Origin of the sequence: Micromonospora sp. NPDC049171 (assembly GCF_040648275.1) — a bacterium.
In the GTDB taxonomy this organism is placed as follows: Bacteria; Actinomycetota; Actinomycetes; order Mycobacteriales; family Micromonosporaceae; genus Micromonospora.
Genome location: NZ_JBEZDJ010000012.1, coordinates 38,972 through 54,557, shown reverse-complemented (window position 1 = coordinate 54,557; position 15,586 = coordinate 38,972). Strand labels below are relative to the sequence as shown.

Annotated in this window: 16 protein-coding genes; 11 read left to right on the top strand and 5 right to left on the bottom strand. The window is 71.8% G+C overall.

Going from position 1 to position 15,586, the window contains the following annotated elements:
- Positions 1-89: 89 nt before the first annotated feature.
- The 3 genes from AB0B14_RS16855 (at position 90) to AB0B14_RS16845 (ending at position 2,211) form a co-directional block, all read left to right on the top strand.
- Positions 90-683 (top strand): pentapeptide repeat-containing protein, encoded by a 594-nt coding sequence (locus AB0B14_RS16855; RefSeq protein ID WP_357072090.1) that lies wholly within the window; start codon positions 90-92, stop codon positions 681-683.
- Positions 684-882: 199 nt separating this feature from the next.
- Positions 883-1,779, top strand: a complete 897-nt coding sequence (locus AB0B14_RS16850; RefSeq protein ID WP_357072093.1) for a hypothetical protein — start codon at positions 883-885, stop codon at positions 1,777-1,779.
- 102 nt (positions 1,780-1,881) lie between these two features.
- Complete coding sequence (locus tag AB0B14_RS16845; RefSeq protein ID WP_357072096.1) at positions 1,882-2,211, top strand: hypothetical protein; 330 nt, start codon at positions 1,882-1,884, stop codon at positions 2,209-2,211.
- Between the two features lie 45 nt (positions 2,212-2,256).
- Here the strand turns inward: AB0B14_RS16845 and dacB are convergent, their stop codons facing one another.
- Together dacB and AB0B14_RS16835 are read right to left on the bottom strand one after the other, a co-directional pair.
- On the bottom strand, positions 2,257-3,843 hold the full coding sequence (gene dacB, locus AB0B14_RS16840; protein WP_357072099.1) for a D-alanyl-D-alanine carboxypeptidase/D-alanyl-D-alanine-endopeptidase: 1,587 nt from the start codon (positions 3,841-3,843) through the stop codon (positions 2,257-2,259).
- A gap of 65 nt (positions 3,844-3,908) precedes the next feature.
- On the bottom strand, positions 3,909-4,625 hold the full coding sequence (locus tag AB0B14_RS16835; protein ID WP_357072102.1) for an aquaporin: 717 nt from the start codon (positions 4,623-4,625) through the stop codon (positions 3,909-3,911).
- Positions 4,626-4,953: 328 nt separating this feature from the next.
- Here AB0B14_RS16835 and AB0B14_RS16830 point away from each other — a divergent pair, with 328 nt between their 5' ends.
- From AB0B14_RS16830 to AB0B14_RS16820, 3 genes are all read left to right on the top strand, one after another.
- Positions 4,954-5,235: an adhesin gene (locus AB0B14_RS16830; RefSeq protein WP_357072105.1), complete on the top strand. Its 282-nt coding sequence runs from the start codon at positions 4,954-4,956 to the stop codon at positions 5,233-5,235.
- A 320-nt stretch (positions 5,236-5,555) separates the two neighbouring features.
- Positions 5,556-5,948 (top strand): cupin domain-containing protein, encoded by a 393-nt coding sequence (locus tag AB0B14_RS16825; protein WP_357072109.1) that lies wholly within the window; start codon positions 5,556-5,558, stop codon positions 5,946-5,948.
- Between the two features lie 48 nt (positions 5,949-5,996).
- A complete protein-coding gene (locus AB0B14_RS16820) occupies positions 5,997-7,796 on the top strand; it encodes a glycoside hydrolase family 15 protein (protein ID WP_357072112.1) in 1,800 nt (599 codons plus the stop codon).
- A 1-nt stretch (position 7,797) separates the two neighbouring features.
- Here the strand turns inward: AB0B14_RS16820 and AB0B14_RS16815 are convergent, their stop codons facing one another.
- Complete coding sequence (locus AB0B14_RS16815) at positions 7,798-8,988, bottom strand: threonine synthase (RefSeq protein ID WP_357072115.1); 1,191 nt, start codon at positions 8,986-8,988, stop codon at positions 7,798-7,800.
- A 14-nt stretch (positions 8,989-9,002) separates the two neighbouring features.
- Positions 9,003-10,052, bottom strand: a complete 1,050-nt coding sequence (locus AB0B14_RS16810; RefSeq protein ID WP_357072118.1) for a DNA polymerase ligase N-terminal domain-containing protein — start codon at positions 10,050-10,052, stop codon at positions 9,003-9,005.
- 94 nt (positions 10,053-10,146) lie between these two features.
- Here AB0B14_RS16810 and AB0B14_RS16805 point away from each other — a divergent pair, with 94 nt between their 5' ends.
- From AB0B14_RS16805 to AB0B14_RS16790, 4 genes are all read left to right on the top strand, one after another.
- Positions 10,147-10,935, top strand: a complete 789-nt coding sequence (locus AB0B14_RS16805; protein WP_357072121.1) for an aldo/keto reductase — start codon at positions 10,147-10,149, stop codon at positions 10,933-10,935.
- Between the two features lie 126 nt (positions 10,936-11,061).
- Entirely contained in the window at positions 11,062-11,214 is a 153-nt protein-coding gene (locus AB0B14_RS16800) for a hypothetical protein (RefSeq protein ID WP_357072123.1), read from the top strand.
- Positions 11,214-12,176, top strand: a complete 963-nt coding sequence (locus tag AB0B14_RS16795; RefSeq protein WP_357072126.1) for an N-acetylmuramoyl-L-alanine amidase — start codon at positions 11,214-11,216, stop codon at positions 12,174-12,176. Before AB0B14_RS16800 ends, AB0B14_RS16795 begins: the two co-directional genes overlap by 1 nt.
- Positions 12,177-12,354: 178 nt before the next feature.
- Positions 12,355-12,945, top strand: coding sequence for a hypothetical protein (locus AB0B14_RS16790; RefSeq protein ID WP_357072129.1), 591 nt, complete (start codon positions 12,355-12,357; stop codon positions 12,943-12,945).
- A 73-nt stretch (positions 12,946-13,018) separates the two neighbouring features.
- Here the strand turns inward: AB0B14_RS16790 and AB0B14_RS16785 are convergent, their stop codons facing one another.
- Positions 13,019-14,128, bottom strand: a complete 1,110-nt coding sequence (locus AB0B14_RS16785) for a cellulose binding domain-containing protein (protein WP_357072132.1) — start codon at positions 14,126-14,128, stop codon at positions 13,019-13,021.
- A gap of 298 nt (positions 14,129-14,426) precedes the next feature.
- On the opposite strand from AB0B14_RS16785, the gene AB0B14_RS16780 reads away from it, so the two are divergent.
- On the top strand, positions 14,427-15,533 hold the full coding sequence (locus AB0B14_RS16780; RefSeq protein WP_357072135.1) for an FAD-dependent monooxygenase: 1,107 nt from the start codon (positions 14,427-14,429) through the stop codon (positions 15,531-15,533).
- Positions 15,534-15,586 lie beyond the last annotated feature (53 nt).

The window sequence follows — 15,586 nt, the reverse complement described above, 5'->3', positions numbered from 1 at the left end:
ACCTACTAGCCGGTACGCCGACACCGGAAGGGGGCCGCCACCAGCGACGCCGACCGTCGGCTGTCGGTGGTGGCCACTAGCCTGGCCGGATGCCGGAGCTGACCGAGGATGTGACCTTCCGCAACGAGGACTGGTACGGCGAGGAGCTGGTCGACAGGCACTTCGCGGGTTGCGAGTTCTTCGACGTGGACCTGACGGAGGCGGTGAGCCGGGGTGTGGTCTTCACCGGGTGCACGTTCGGCAACGTGCTGTTCAACGCCTCCCGGCACGTCGACTCCGCCTTCACCCGTTGCGTCTTCCAGCGGTGCAACTTCTTCGAGGCCGAGTTCTCCGGCTGCAAGCTGGTCGGCAGCACCTTCGTCGAGTGCGACCTGCGGCCGATGGCGGTAGACGGCGGTGACTGGTCGTTCGTCGCGCTGCCCGGTGCCGACCTGCGGGGTGTCCGGCTGACCGGGGTGCGGATGCGCGAGGCGGACCTGACCAGGGCCAATCTCACCGGTGCCACGGTCACCGGGGTCGATCTGTCCGGCGCGCAGCTGCTCAACGTCCGGCTCGGCGGTGCCGACCTGCGCGGCAGCGACCTCACCGCGCTCGACCCGACGCTCGTCGAGCGGGCCGGTGCCATCGTCGACGCCGAGCAGGCCATCGTCATCGCGCAGCTGCTCGGCTTCCGGATCGGCTGACCCCAGAAGGCCTTCGGGCCTCACCGGTCCCGGTGCGGGCGGGCCCGGTTCGACCGACGACGTTCGGTCGCGGGCTGGACACGTCCGGCGGTCCGGATCTAGCGTGTCGTCCACACCGGTATAAACGTGAAACGGCTTACAGTGGACGGTCCGGTCCGCGGCGGTCGATGGCGGCCGGGTGGTGGAGGTGGAGGGGTCGGTGGCGGACGAGGACCGCACGCGGGCACAGACCCGCACCGCGCTGCGCCGGGTGGCCCGTGCCCGACAGCGGCGGCGCTGGGCGGTGGAGGGGGCTGCCGTACTCGTCTGCCTGGTGGTGTTGGTCTCGTACCTCGCCAGCCGGTCCGACCCGGAGCCCGGCGACGACCAGGCGGGCGACGCGCCCGCCGGTGCCGCCCGTTCCGTGGCGCGTCCGGGCACCGACGGGCGCACCGGCGAAGCGGGGCCGGCGATGCCGGGCCTGCGTCCGCGCCAGCGCCCACCCTCGCCCGACCCCACACCCTCGACCAGCGCTCCCGCCGCACCGCCCGCGTCGCCCGCGTCGCCGGGGTCCCCGGTGCTGTCGGTGACCCAGGCAGAGATGTCCGCCGAAGTCGACCTCACCGCCGTGGGCACCCGGGACTGGGTGCACTGGGGTGAGCGTGGCGGCAACTCGACGGTCCGCAAGCGCTCCGGCTCCGGGGAGATCGTCGACGCGGGTGGCGCCGGCACCCGGGTCGGCTGGGACGGCAACCAGGAGTACGTCCGCTGGTCCGACGGCTCGTCGCAACGGTCGACGAGCGGTACTGCCAACGGCGTCTACACCTGCGGTGCCGGCAACGGGTTCACCCTCGCCGTCACCGGCAGCGGCGAGCCGCGCACGGTCCAGGTCTACGGCGGCATCTGGATGGCACGGGGTCGCCTGGAAGCGCGCCTGTCCACCGGCGGGCCGGCCCGCACCGCCGTGCTCGAGGATCCGTACACCAGTCAGAGCGCGCAGTTCACCATCCGGTTCTCGCTGCCGAAGAGCGCCCGACTGCTGCTGACCTGGACCGTTGAGAAGGTCTTCACCCCGCACTGCGGCAACGTCGGCCTCCAGGCGGTGGCGGTTCGCTGACCGACCGGTCGCACAGCGGGACAGTTTGTCCGTCGCGTACCGTCGAGGAGGTCGTAACTTTCTGCTGTCCCCATCCGACTATCCAGTGTGGAGGCAGCGGAGATGAGCAGCAGGACCGCCCACCGCGTCCGTCGCGCCGTTACGTCCGGTGCCGATGAAACGTCCGGGGAGGTGCTCCGCGACATTCCCCTGCCGCCGTACGTGACCGGCGAGGACACCCAGTTCGCGGTGCGGGCGGTGGTGGTGCACGCCCCCCAACGGTGGTCCGGGGGAGTGGTCTGCCGCAACGACGCCAGCCCGCACCCGTGCCGCCTGCACCGCTGGGGCACCCGGGTGCTCGCACTGCGCGGGCTGCGGGCGGCCGACATCGCCGCGCTGATCGAGCGCGGCGACCCGACGGCGGTGGTCCCCCCACCGGACCGGTCGGCCTGACCGCACGTCCGGCCGGGAGACGCCGGTGCGCCTCCCGGCCGCCGCTCAGCAGGTGATCGGCTTGACCCAGGAGCACTCGACGCCCTCCGGGGTCCGGGGGGTCTCCGGCACTTCCGGCGGTGCCACCCGTGCCGTCGTGGTCGTGCCGCTCTCGCGGTATCCCGCCAGCGCCACGGCGATCTGGTCCTCCAGCGGCTTGACCGACGCCGTCAGGTAGTTGTTGAGCAGGATCGAGAACGCCAGCAGTCGACCGTCGGCGCTGGTGACGTAGCCGGAGAGCCCGGAGACGCCGGTCAGGCTGCCGGTCTTGGCGTGCACGTTGCCCGCCGCCGGGGTGCCGGCCATCCGGCTGCGCAGGGTGCCGCCGACGAGCCGCTCGGGTTGCCCGGCGATCGGCAGCGCCGAATACCAGGTGGTGAACCACGGTTCGGCGCGGACGGCGTTCAGCAGGTCAACGAACTCCGTCGCGGGGACCAGGTTGCGCCGGGACAGGCCCGAGCCGTCGCGCTGGCGCAGCTTTCCGGTGTCCATGCCGGCGTCGGCCACGTACTCGCTGATCGCGGTCACACCGGCCGTCCAGGTGCCTGACCCGGAGACGACCCGGCCGATCTCCTTGGTCAGCACCTCGGCGTGCCCGTTGTTGGAGAGCTTGAGGAACGGCGTCATCAGCTCGCCCAGGCTCATCGACTCGTGCTGCGCCACCGGGTCGGCCGTCTCCGGGGTGGGCTGGCCGAGCACGGTCCGACCGAGCACCCGGACGCCGTGCCTCTGCAGCGCCGCCCGGAACACGTCGGCCGCGTAGCCGGTGGGCTCCCAGACGGTCACCCAGTCGCTGGCGGGCTCGTCGCCGACGGCGATCTGCCCGGTCACCACGACGGTGTTGCCGCCGTGTTCGCGCTCGATCGTGATCGAGGTGCCGCCCTCGGCGACAGTCTTCGCACGGTTGTCGACGCGGACGTACGCGGTGGGCGGGGTGGTGCTGACCGTCGGTGCGGCGCCGGCCCGGGCAGCCGGCGCAACGTGCACGATCACAGTGCCCGCGTCGTAGTCGGTGTTCGGCGCTACGGTGAGCGCGGAGACCTGGGCGGCGTAGTAGTAGGGCTCGTCGTCCCAGGTCCAGTCGGGGCCGAGTCGGGTGCGGTCGTAGCGGGTGTCGTCGGCGACCAGGTTGCCGGTCACCACCCGTACGCCGTCGGCGGCGACCTGCGCGGCGAGGGTGTCGTAGTCCTCGGCGAGCATCGTCGGATCGCCGCCGCCGCGAAGGTAGAGGTTGCCGGAGAGCAGGCCCGCGCGGCGCGTGCCGGTGCCGCGGACGTCGGTGGTGAAGCGGTGCCCCGGGCCGAGCATCTCGAGGGCCGCCGTCGAGGTCAGCAGTTTGGTGTTGGAGGCCGGGATCAGCCGGCGGTCACCGTTGCGGTCGTACAGCGTCTGGCCGGTGCTGGTGTCGACCACGACCACCGACGTCTGCGCGCCGGCAAGCCGGGCGTCGGCGAGGATCGTGTCGATGGTGGCGCTCAGTCGGGTCGTCGCCGGGGTGGGCGACTCGGCCGTGGCACCGGGAGCTCCGGCGGTGGCCGCGGCGGCGACAAGCGTGAGCAGCGCGAGGGCCCGGGCAAAGTGACGGCGATGCATGCGCTGATGCTGTCATGAAGGTATCCGCCGGAGAAGGGCCTCGGATGCAGGTTCTTGCCAACCGGTTACGTGGGCCGGCCGACCGACTTGTCGTGACCACCCCAGTAGTGCCGCTGCGCCCCCATCACCATGGGTGCGACAAGCGCGGCGAGTGCCCCGCCGAGCAGCGGGAAAACGATGAACACCCAGAGCTGCCGCAGGGCCACGCCACCCTCGAAGACCGCCGGGCCGAACGCGCGGGCCGGGTTGACCGCCGCCCCGGTCAGCGTCACGCCCACCAGTTGGGTCGCGGCGAGAGCCAACCCGATGGCCAGACCGGCGGTGCCGGGATTCTCGCTACGACTTGTCACCACCAGCACGACGAGCACGAAGAGGAAGGTCAGGACGAGCTCCAGCACCGCCGCGCCGCCCCGGTTGATGTGCGCGCCGTAGCCGTTCGTGCCCAGCGCCGCCGTCTGGTCCGCGACGTCACCCCAGCGGGTCAGCGCCCACAGCACGAACGCGGCCACCGTCGCGCCGACGAACTGCGCGATCCAGTACGCCACCGCGCCGATCACCGAGATCTTTCCGGAGAGCAGCACACCCAGCGTCACCGCCGGGTTGACGTGGCTCCCGGACAGTGGGCCGATCGTGTAGACGAGAGCGACCATCACGAACCCGAAGGCGAGAGCGACCACCACCACGCCGCCCTGGACCCGGGCGGCGACGGCGCTACCGACGCCGAAGAAGACCAGCAGCAGGGTGCCGAGGAACTCTGCCGCGTACCGACGAAAGTCGCTCATGAATTGAGCGTAAGTGCAGGTCAGGTGGCTGTTGTCGGAATGGCTATCTGCGACCGACGCGAGCGGCGGTCCGGGGTTGGCTACCCCCGTTCGGCCGGATTACACAGGTGCGCCGGCCCCCGCTGTCGACTGACCTGGCTCTATTTGACGGATGCCTGGTCAGCGGGCACGGTGGGAGTGCAGGGGCCGTCAGCTGCCCCGATTCGATGCGACGGCGACGACCGTTCGCCCTTTCGCCTCACACGTGCGCTCGTACGCGAGCCGACCATCCGGTCCGGGCACCGCACCATGCCGACCGCGAGCCGAGAATCCACGAGGAGTTCCACACATGCTCACCATGACCGACAACGCCGTGCTCGTCATCCGTGACCTCGCCAACCAGCAGGACGTCGCCCAGGACGGCGGCGTACGCATCGCCGCCGACACCGAGGCCGGCTCGCTGAGCGTGGAGTTGGTGCCCGAGCCGGTGCAGGGCGACCGGGTGATCGACAATCAGGGCGCCCGGATATTCCTGGACGAGGACGCCGCCGAGTTGCTCGGCGACGCCTCGGTGGACGCCACCGTCGACGACGAGGGCGTCATCCAGTTCGGCTTCACCGAGCGGCAGTAGGCTCGTCCGCCCGTCGCGGCGGGGAGGGGGCCGGACACGAGCGCGCGGCGCCGCTTCGACCGTGGTCGGAACGTCGCCGCGCTCTGGCCGTCTCCCACCATCGCAGCCGTTCGGCGGTACGCCAGCGGGGACCTGGCTCGACCGGCCGTTCGTGCCGGTCCGGTGTCACGATCCCCGGTCCGCTGGGATCCAAACCCGCAGACCGTGGGGAATTCCGTCATTCGCGAGTCCCGACGTCCTGCGGCGCAGGACGCCGGCGTCTGCGGTGGCATCCGTCATTCCCGGCGTGGCCCGCTGCCGGACGGGGTATGAGCCTGGTCATGGAGCATTTCACGATCGCGACCGAAGCTGAGAAGAGCCCGGATTTCCGGCGGGTGCTGTGGACCGGTGAGCACACCCAGTTGGTCGTCATGACCATCCCGGAGGGTGGGGAGATCGGCGAAGAGGTGCACGAGGACGTCGACCAGATCCTCACCTTCGTCAGTGGCATCGGTGAGGCCCGGGTCGCCGGTTCGAAGCGGAAGGTCGTCTCCGGTGACCTGGTGGTCGTGCCGGCCGGGACCAAGCACAACTTCGTCAACACCGGCCCGAACCCGCTGGTGCTGTACACCGTCTACGGCCCGCCGGAGCACGCCGACAAGGCCGTACACCGGACCAAGGAGGAGGCCGACGCGGCGGAGGAGGCCGGCAAGGACGAGCCGCCGACCTCGTGACCGCTCGGGCAGCGGTCTGATCCGGGCCGATGCGGGTACCCCCGGCGGGTGGAGCAGCAGCCGGCGATCTCCGACTACGGATTCCTCTCGGACTCCCGATCGGGTGCGCTCGTCGGCAGGGACGGCTCGATCGACTGGTGGTGCCCGCACCGGTTCGACGGGGCCTCCGTGTTCGGGCGGCTGCTCGACCCGACCGCCGGGCACTTCCGGCTCGCCCCGGTCGGCGCCGGTGGCCCGGGGCACCGGGTGGAGCGCGCGTACCTGCCGGGCACGTTGGTGCTGCGCACGGTGCACCACACGCCGCACGGCAGCGTGGCCGTCACCGACGCGCTCGCCGCCGAGGTCGGCGCCCGCGCCCACGAGCTGGGGATGAACTCGCCCGCCGTGCTGATCCGGGTGGTCGAGGGGCTGTCCGGGCGGGTCCGGATGGGCCTGGATTTCGCACCCCGACCGGAGTACGGCCTGCTCACGCCGTACCTGCACGAGCAGCCGGACGGTGGGGTGCTGGCCGGTGCCGGCCCGGTGGTGCTGGTGCTGCACGCGCCGGGCCTGCGCCTGCACGTGGGCCGGGACCGGGTGACGCACGAGTTCGAGGTGTCCGCCGGTCAGGTGGTCGGGATGGACGTGGCGTACGGTGCCGCCTACGGCGACCCGCCGGCCCGACTGGACCCGGTGGCCGCGCTCGCCGAGACGGGTCAGGCGTGGGACGCGTACCGGGACGTGCACACGTACTCCGGCCGGTATCCCGATCTCGTCCGGCAGAGCGCGACGGTCCTGACCGGCCTCACGTACGCCCGCAGCGGCGCGGTCGCCGCCGCGCTGACCACGTCGCTGCCGGAGCGGATCGGCGGCGACCGCAACTACGACTACCGCTACTCCTGGCTGCGGGACTTCTCGTTGACCATGCGGGCGCTGTGGGTGGCGGCCTGCCCCGACGAGGCGTCCCGGCTGTTCGCCTGGGCGTCGCGCTCGATCGGCCGGATCGGCGACCAACCGGTGCCGGTGCTCTTCGGGTTGGAGGGCGAGCGTGACCTCTCCGAGCACCACTGCCACCAGCTGCGCGGATACCGCGACAGCAGGCCGGTCCGGATCGGCAACGACGCCTGGCGGCAGCGGCAGCTCGACGTGCCGGGTGAGGTGATGTCGGCGGTGTGGCGGTTGCGCGACTATCTCGGCGCGCCGTTCGAGGGCGAGCTGCGCGAGATGGTGCTCGGGTTGACCGAGCAGGTGGCGGCGACGTGGCACCTGCCGGACCGGGGCATGTGGGAGACCCGGGGCGAGGAGCGTCACTACCTGTCGTCCAAGGTGATCTGCTGGTTGACGCTGGACCGGGCGGTGGGTCTCGCCGACCGGCTCGGGGAGAGGGCCGACCCGCGCCGCTGGGCCGGGGTGCGCGACGAGATCCGCGAGGCCGTGCTGCGCGAGGGCTGGAACGAGCGGATCGGGGCGTTCACCGGTTCCTTTGGTTCGGCGGAGCTGGACGCCTCGGCGCTGACCCTGCCCGTGGCGCACTTCCTGCCCGCGACCGACCCGCGGATGCGGTCGACGATGGCGGTGGTCGAGCGGGAGCTGGGCACGGACGGCGGGCTGGTCCGACGGTGGTCGACCGACCCGGGCGGGTTTCTGCTGTGCTCGTTCTGGTTGGTGGAGTGCCTGGTCATGGCGGGCGAGACACCGCGGGCCGAGGCGCTGTTCGAGCGGGTGGTGGGGTACGCCAACGACGTGGGGCTGTTCAGCGAGCAGGTCGACCTGACCACCGGCGAGCAGCTCGGCAACACCCCGCAGGCGCTCTCCCACGTCGGGCTGATCAACGCGGCTTGGCGGTTGACCAAGCCGGACAGCTACTGAGTCACCTCAGCACGGGTACGCCGGACACGTCGACCGTGTCCGGATACTTCAGCCCGGCACCGGTGTTGAGCACCACCACCCGCTCGCCGGCCCGGATCCACCCGCCGGCGCGCAGTTGCCGTGCCGCCGTGAGGCAGGCGGCCCCCTCCGGGCAGAGCAGCAGCCCCTCGCGGGCCGCGAAGTCCCGGAGGTCGGCCAGGATGTCCGCGTCGTCGACGGCGACGGCGGTACCGGAGGACTCGCGCAGCGCCGCCAGGATCAACTCGTCGCCCAACGGGGCCGGCACGGTGATGCCGAACGCCACCGTGTGCGCGTCCGCCCACGGCTGCGCCCGGTCCTCACCGGCGGCGAACGCCCGCACGATCGGTGCGCAGCCGGTCGACTGCACCGCCACCAGCCGGGGCAGCTTGTCGCCGACCCAGCCCAGCTCACGCAGCTCGTGCAGTGCCTTGTGGATGCCGATCAGCCCGACACCGCCGCCGGTCGGGTAGATGATCACGTCGGGCGTCTGCCAGCCGAGCTGCTCGACGATCTCGTACCCCATCGTCTTCTTGCCCTCCAGTCGGTAGGGCTCGCGCAGCGTGCCGGCGTCGAAGATCGCCCCGTCCGACTCCGCGACCAGCTCGGCGACCCACCGGCCGGCGTCACTGATCAGCCCGTCGATCAGGCGCAGGTCGGCCCCCGCGGCGACGCACTCGCGCCGGCAGATGCCCGGGGCCTCCAGCGGCATGACGATTGTCGCGCCGATCCCGGCCCGCGCGGCGTACGTGGCCCAGGCCGACCCGGCGTTGCCGTTGGTGGGCATCGCGATCCGCCGTACGCCCAGCTCGCGGGCCCGGCTCACGCCGACCGCCGCGCCGCGCGCCTTGAACGAGCCGGTCGGGACCAACCCCTCGTCCTTGACCATCAGGTCCGCGATGCCGATCTCGGCGCCGTACGCCGGGGCGCGCAGCAGCGGAGTCCAACCCTCGCCGAGCGTGGTGACGTGCCGGGGGTCGCCGACCGGCAGGAGTTCCCGGTAGCGCCACAGGTCGGCCGGGCGCAGTCCGAAGCGTTCCGGGGTGAGGACCTCCGCCACCGCCGGCAGGTCGTAGCGGGCCAGCAGCGGGGAGCCGCACTCGCAGAGGTTGTGCAGCGCGTCGGCGGCGTACTCCTTGCCACAGCGCGGGCAGTCCAGATGGGTCAGGTACACGTCGCTCCTCGCCGTCAGACCGCGTCGATGCTCAACCAGCGCCGGCTGCGCCGCCCCGGCTCGTACACCGAGTCCAGCCGCTTGGCGACCACACCCGGCAGGCCCTGCTCCCGGCCGGCGCGCAGGGCCTCGTCGCCCGCGCCGGGGAACCACGGCGGAGTCTGCCAGTGCGAACCGGCCAAGGCCAGCCCATCGAGCAGCTCCCGGCGTTGCGCGTACGGCACGTCGACGCTGCTCACGCCCTCCAGCCAGAGCAGGTCGACGAGCAGGTACTGGGCGCCGGCCGGGACCCGACCGCCGCTGGCCGGGCGGATCGGGCGGACCCGGCCGGCGCCGTCGATGCGTACCAGCACACCATCGAGTACGGCCTCGGTGGGCGCGAGCGCCTCGGCCATCGCCCGCAGCCACGGGTAGCCGCCGGTGATCTCCTCGTCGGCCTCGGAGAGCAACCGCAGCCGCCCACCGGAGACGTACGCCAACGCCCGGACGCCGTCCCAACGCAGCTCGTACCCCCAGGCGGCACGGTCGCGAGGGAGCCCGGCGGCGGCCGTGGCGCGCATCGGGCGGACCAGGTCGGGCATCGGTGCCCAGCCCGGCGGCGCCGGGTCGGTCCGCCGGACCATCCAGTCCCGGCCCCCGGTGGCGAAGAGGACGTAGCGGCCGGCGGTCCGGTCGCCGGAGAGCGTCACGATCACCTCGTCGTCGCGCCACTTCTCGCACCGGTAGGTGCCCCGGTCGTGGATCGTCATCCGGCCGCCGCCGTACTCGCCCGCGGGAATCTCACCGGAGAAGTCGAGGTATTCCATCGGGTGGTCTTCCGTGTGCACGGCGAGGTGGTTGCGACCCGGGTCGCGGGGCAGGCCACGCGGCACCGCCCAGGACGCCAGCACCCCCTCGTGCTCCAGGCGCAGGTCCCAGTGCAGGCTCCGGGCGTGGTGCTGCTGGATGACGAAGCGCGCGGTGTCGCCGTCCGGGCCGGCCGCCGCGGGGCTCCGCTCGGGCACCGGCTCGGGGGTACGCGTCGCGTCCCGTCGTCGCCGGTACTCCTCCAGCCGGTCGGTCACACCCGCATTCTGCGGCAAACCGAATCGGTGCGCTGAATGCCGGAGTGTCCGGTTCGCTCGGCGGCCGGGCGCTCGGCGGGGTAGAACGGACCTCATGGACCTCACCGACCAGCCCACCGTCCTGCTCCCGGGCGACGTACGGATGCCCCTGCTCGGCTTCGGCACCTGGCAGGCCACCGGCCAGGCCGGGTACGACGCGGTGCTGGCCGCGCTCGACACCGGCTACCGGCACGTCGACACCGCCACCGTGTACGGCAACGAGCGCGAGGTCGGCCGGGCGGTGCAGGAGAGCGGGCTGCGCCGGGAGGACGTCTTCATCACCACCAAGCTCCCGCCGAACCGGGTGGGCCAGGAGCGCGCGACGTTGGAGGCCAGCCTGGAGGCGCTCGGCGTCGACCAGGTGGACCTCTGGTTGATCCACTGGCCGCCGTCGTCGCCGTCGGACAGCATCCCGCTCTGGCGTGAGCTGCTGGCAGCCCGGGACGAGAACCTGGTTCGGGCGGTCGGTGTCAGCAACTACAGCACTCTGCAGATCGACGAGCTGATCCAGTCGACCGAGGAGAACCCGGCGGTCAACCAGATCGAGTGGAGCCCGGCGCTGTACGACCGGCAGCGGCACGCCGAGCACCGGGACCGGGGTGTGGTGTTGGAGGGTTACAGCCCGTTCAAGACCAGCGACCTCAGTGACCCGGTGCTGACCAGGATCGCTGCCGCGCACGGGGTCTCGCCCGCGCAGGTGGTGCTGCGGTGGCACATCGACCACGAGATCGTGGCGATCCCGAAGTCGGTGACCCCGGAGCGGATCACCGCCAACTTCGACGTCTTCCACTTCGCGTTGACAGCGGAGGAGATGCGCGACATCGATGCCCTCGGCGAGGTCTGACTCGGCGGTTTCCTTCAAGGGCTGATTCGGTGCTGAAGGGTATCGACATCGACGTTCGTGACGGTATAGCGTGCCCGTCATCACGTTCGTCGATGCGTTAGCACCCGTCGTCGCTGGAGGATCGCCATGGCCCGATCACCATCCATCCGTCTGCGCCGCCGCGGCGTGCTCGGCATCCCCGCCCTGGTGGCCGCCGCGCTGACCGTCGTCGCCCGGCCCACTCCGGCGAGCGCCGCACCGAAGGCCGAGTGCCTGGCCGACCTGCTCCGGGACGCCTGATGGCGACGGTCGGATGGCTGGTGGACGTGCTGCGCGCCGCCGGCGTCCAGGTCGTCGTCGAGGGCGACTGGCTCAACCGGATGCGGCCCGGCTCGTTCGACCCGATCGGGGTGCTCTGGCACCACACCGCCTCGACCTCCAGCGCCAGCAACCCGCACCCCGCGCTCGGCATCTGCATCAACGGCCGCTCCGACCTGCCCGGACCGCTGTGCCAGGCACTCGTCGACTACCACGGCGTCTTCCACGTCATCTCCGCCGGGCGCTGCAACCACGCCGGGGTCAGCGGCGGCAGCGGCCCGATCCCCGCCGGGGACGGCAACACGCTCATGATCGGGTGGGAGATCGACTACAACGGCGTCAGCCAGGAGATGACCGCCGCGCAGTACAACGCGTCGCTCGCCGCCACCGCCGCCGTACTCACCCGCCTCGGCCGGGACAGCAGCTACGCCCGGGGCCACCGGGAGACCAGCACCACCGGCAAGATCGACCCGTCGTTCATCGACCTGAACGTCATGCGGGCCGACGTGGCGGCGCGGATGGCCGGCGGCACGGCATGGTCCTCCACCGTGGACAACACCACCTCCGGTCGGTTCACCGCCAGCGCCAACTGGGGTGTGTCCACGTTCTCCAGTCAGCGGTACGGCGCCGACTACCGGTACGCCGACCCGGTCGCGGCCAGCGACCCCGCCTGGTACCGGTTCAATGTGCCGGCGGCCGGCAGCTACCGGGTCGAGGCCTGGTGGCCGACGAACTCGGGCTACAACAGCGCCACCCCGTACATCGTCGCCACCAGCACCGGCAACAAGACGGTGTACGTCGACCAGCGGGTGACCGGTGGGCAGTGGCGGGTCCTGGGCACGTTCACGCTGCCGGCCGGGGACGCCAACCGGGTGGCGGTGAGTCGGTGGAGCAACGCCGCCGGCCTGGTCATCGCCGACGCCGTCCGCCTCACCCGAGTCTGACCTCGGCCGCCCGCGCTTGATCGACGCCGCCGGCGCTTGATCGACTCGACTTTCCGAAAGTCGGGGGGTCCCGGGCGTGATGATGCCCCGACTTCTGGTAACCCGAGTGGATCAAACCGGGTGCCGGATGTCAGTGGATTGATTTAAGGTCGTCGCTCCACCTCAACAAGGGAGCCCAGTGATCCGTCTTTCCACAGTCCTGGCCGCCGGCATCGCTGCCGCCGCCACGGTCACGCTGGTCGCCGGCCCGGCGCAGGCCGACACCGTCAACCGGTCCGCGCACGCCCATTTCGACGGCGACGGCAGCATGTTCGTCGACGTGACCCGGCCGGCGGTCGGCGACACAGTTGTCGACGTCGAGTGGCAGAAGAGCGTTTGTGCCGTCACCGACGGGGTGCGCGGCTGCGACACCGTCTCCCGCCGCGCGTACGACGTGCCGGTCACCCGCTTCTCGTTCTCGTTGACGGGTGCGAAGCTCACCGCGACGGTGCCGTACCAGGAGTCTCAGCAGCACTGCGACTTCGTCGACGGAGACGAGATCTGCGGCGAGGGGCAGGAAAGCGCGGGCACCACCACCCTCAAGGTCACCTGGGTGGCTCTCGACGAGCCGCTCCGGCGCGAGCGGTGGACGGGCGAGGACGGCAGCGTGCACATCAGCACGTCCGCGTGGACGACCGTCTCGGGCAGCGGTTTCGGCACCACGTACGACGAGTCGGCGACCAGCTTCGGCCAACTGAGCCGGACGCGGACCATCCCGCCGGCCGCCTGAGCAAGGCCGGCACCGACAGACGCCGCGGGGGCGTGACCTGAACTGTCACGCCCCCGCAGCCTGTCGAGAGCACTCAGCTCCGGGAGCAGCTTGCCCCGTTGAGCGAGAAGTTGGTCGGGGACGAGTACGCCCCGCTCAGCGTGCCCTGGTAGCCGAAGCTGGCCGTGCCGCCGGGTGCGATGGACCCGTTGTGGCTGATGTTGCGGGCGGTCACCGCGGACCCGCTCTGGCTCACCGTGGCGTTCCAGGCGTTGGTGACCTGCTGCCCGCCGGGCAGGCTGTAGTTCAGCGTCCAACCGTTGATCGCGCTGGACCCGGTGTTGCTGATCAGCACGTCGGCGGTGAAGCCGTTGTTCCAGGAGTTGGCGGTGTACTTCACCGCGCACCGGGCGCCGCCCGGCGGCGGGGTCGTCGGCGGCTGGCCGCCGCCGTTGACGTTGGCCGAGAACGAGGTCACCGCGAGGCCGACGCCGCCCTGCCACGGCTCGAAGCCGGCCTGGATGCTGGTCAGGTACCAGGAGTTGTTGATCGCGCCCCGGTTGCGGACGTCGTTGATGAAGTCCAGCACGCTGAAGTTCAGGCTGGAGATCGCCGACGGCGCGACGTACGAGATGACGTTGTTGGAGCCGTTGCTGCCCTGCCACACCTGCCACGTCCGGCCGGCCAGGTTCGTCGAGCCGACGACCGAGCCGATGGGCTGGATCGAGCCCTGCCGGTTGAGCCAGATCATGATCTCCATCTGGTTCACCCCGTCGCGCTTGGGCGAGGGGTCCAGCCAGATGTCGTACGACGCGTTGTAGGTCGCCCCGCCGACGTAGCGGTAGGAGATGCTGCTGGTGGCGCTGCTGATCTGGCTCACCTGCATCGGCAGGTTCGTGCCGGGGGAGCAGTTGGTGTAGTGGCAACCCAAGAAGATCGAGGGGTACGCCGTCGGCGCGCCGTTGGTGGGGCTGCTGCCGTTGAGGGTGGTGATCTCGAAGCCGTTGCTGGTCGCGTTGATGCACTGCTGGGCGGTGGTGCCCCAGCGGTTGTTCTGCACCACGTACCGCCCCTGGATCACGGTCGAGCCGTACTGCTCGCAGATCTGGGTGTCGGCGGAGGCGGTGCCGCCGAAGGCCACCGCTACCAGTGAGCCGGCGAGCAGCAGGCCGGCGGCGGCCAGGGCCCGAAGTTGACGTTTCATGACGCTCCTTGACTCGGCGCATGCCGGGCGCCGGATGTGGTGGGGTCGTGCGGGAGCGCTCCCACGCTCAAAGACACATTTACATGTCTGAAACTGCTGCGCAACCGCACGCGTCAAAGTGAGGAATCGTGCGGATTACCGCGTCCCACCGGACGGCTGTCGACGGGCTACCGGCTCACGACCGCGACACGCCGACGAGCGGCTCCGGACGGCCGAATGGGCCTGGCGTGCGTCGATCGCTCCGAGTAGCGTGTTGCCTCCAACGCGTTCCGCTCCCCCTCCGGAGGCGTACACCACCATGGGTGGCTCCCCCCTGCGCATCCTCGTCGTCGGCGCGGGCATCGCCGGCCTGGCCGTGGCCCGGGCGCTGCGCCTCGCCGGCTTCCGGCCCGACGTCACGGAGAAGCTGCCACCCGGGGAGTGCACCGAAGCCGGCCTCTACCTGCCCGGCAACGCCGCCCGCGCGCTGCACCGGCTCGGTCTGCACCACCCGGTCCGCCCGCTCGGGCAGGTGATCCACCGGCAGCGGTTCTTCGACGCCACCGGCGCGCGACTCTGCGAGGTCGACCTGGACACCCTCTGGGCCGGCGTCGGCGAATGCCGGGCGCTACCCCGGGCCGACCTGCACCGGGTGCTGCTCAGCGGCGCCGGCGGCGCCGTCCGGCACGGCGCCGAGGTCCGCACCCTGGAGCTGCTGCCGGGGGCGGTCGGTGTCACCTTCACCGACGGCACCACCACCGAGTACGACCTGGTCATCGGCGCCGACGGGCCACGCTCCTCGGTGCGCGCGCTGGCCGCGCTCGGCGGGCCGCCCCGCCCGGTCGGTCAGGTGGTCTACCGGGCGGTGCTGCGCGACGGCCCGCCCGTCACCGAGTGGACCGCCCTGCTCGGCCAGCGCTCCGGGTTCCTCATGGTGCCGATCGGCGCCGGGCGACTGCACCTCTACGCCGACGAGGCCGGCACGGAGGCGCCCGCCGACCCGCTGGCCCGGCTGCGCGACCTCTTCGCCGACTACCGCGGCCCGGTGCCGGAGGTGCTGGCGGCACTCGACCGGGTGCACGTCGGGATCACCGACGAGGTCGAGTTGGGCCGCTGGCACCGGGGGCGGGTGCTCCTGGTCGGGGACGCCGCCCACGCCACCGCGCCCACTCTGTCCCAGGGTGCGGCGATGGCGCTGGAGGACGCGGTGGTGCTGGCGGAGTCGCTGCGCGCCGCCGGCAGCGTGGAAGCGGCCCTGGTGGCGTACGAGAGTCGTCGTCGTCCGCGTACCCGATGGGTGCGGGACCGGACCCGGGACCGCAACCGGACCAGGGACGTGCCGCCGGCGCTGCGCGACCCGCTGCTGCGCGGGCGCGGCGGCCGGATCTTCGGGGAGCACTACCGGTTACTGCTCGGCCCGCTGTAGGCCCGTAGTAGATCGTGTCACGCCACCCCACGCGGCGCTGCGACCTGCCGGGG